Below are 235 nucleotides of genomic sequence, written 5' to 3' on the forward strand. Positions count from 1 at the left end.
CATTTACTGTTCCTGCTGATATTACTATTAACTGTGAGCAAGATCCTAATGATTTAACACTTACTGGTGATGTAACTAATGAAGCAGATAATTGTGATAACACGCTAGAGACAACATTTACTGATAGTACAGCTAATGGTACTTGTGCTAACGAATCCGTGATTACTAGAACTTGGACACTTACTGACGATTGTAACAATACAACTACGCTTGTTCAAACTATTACTATACAAGA

Annotated in this window: 1 protein-coding gene; it reads left to right on the forward strand. The window is 34.9% G+C overall.

All coding sequences use genetic code 11. The features are described 5' to 3' along the window. Positions 1–235, forward strand: a 235-nt coding sequence (locus Q0997_RS20505) for a hypothetical protein (protein ID WP_299892599.1), incomplete at both ends; no start/stop codon positions are given.

The organism is uncultured Lacinutrix sp. (genome assembly GCF_947500325.1).
In the GTDB taxonomy this organism is placed as follows: domain Bacteria; phylum Bacteroidota; class Bacteroidia; order Flavobacteriales; family Flavobacteriaceae; genus Lacinutrix.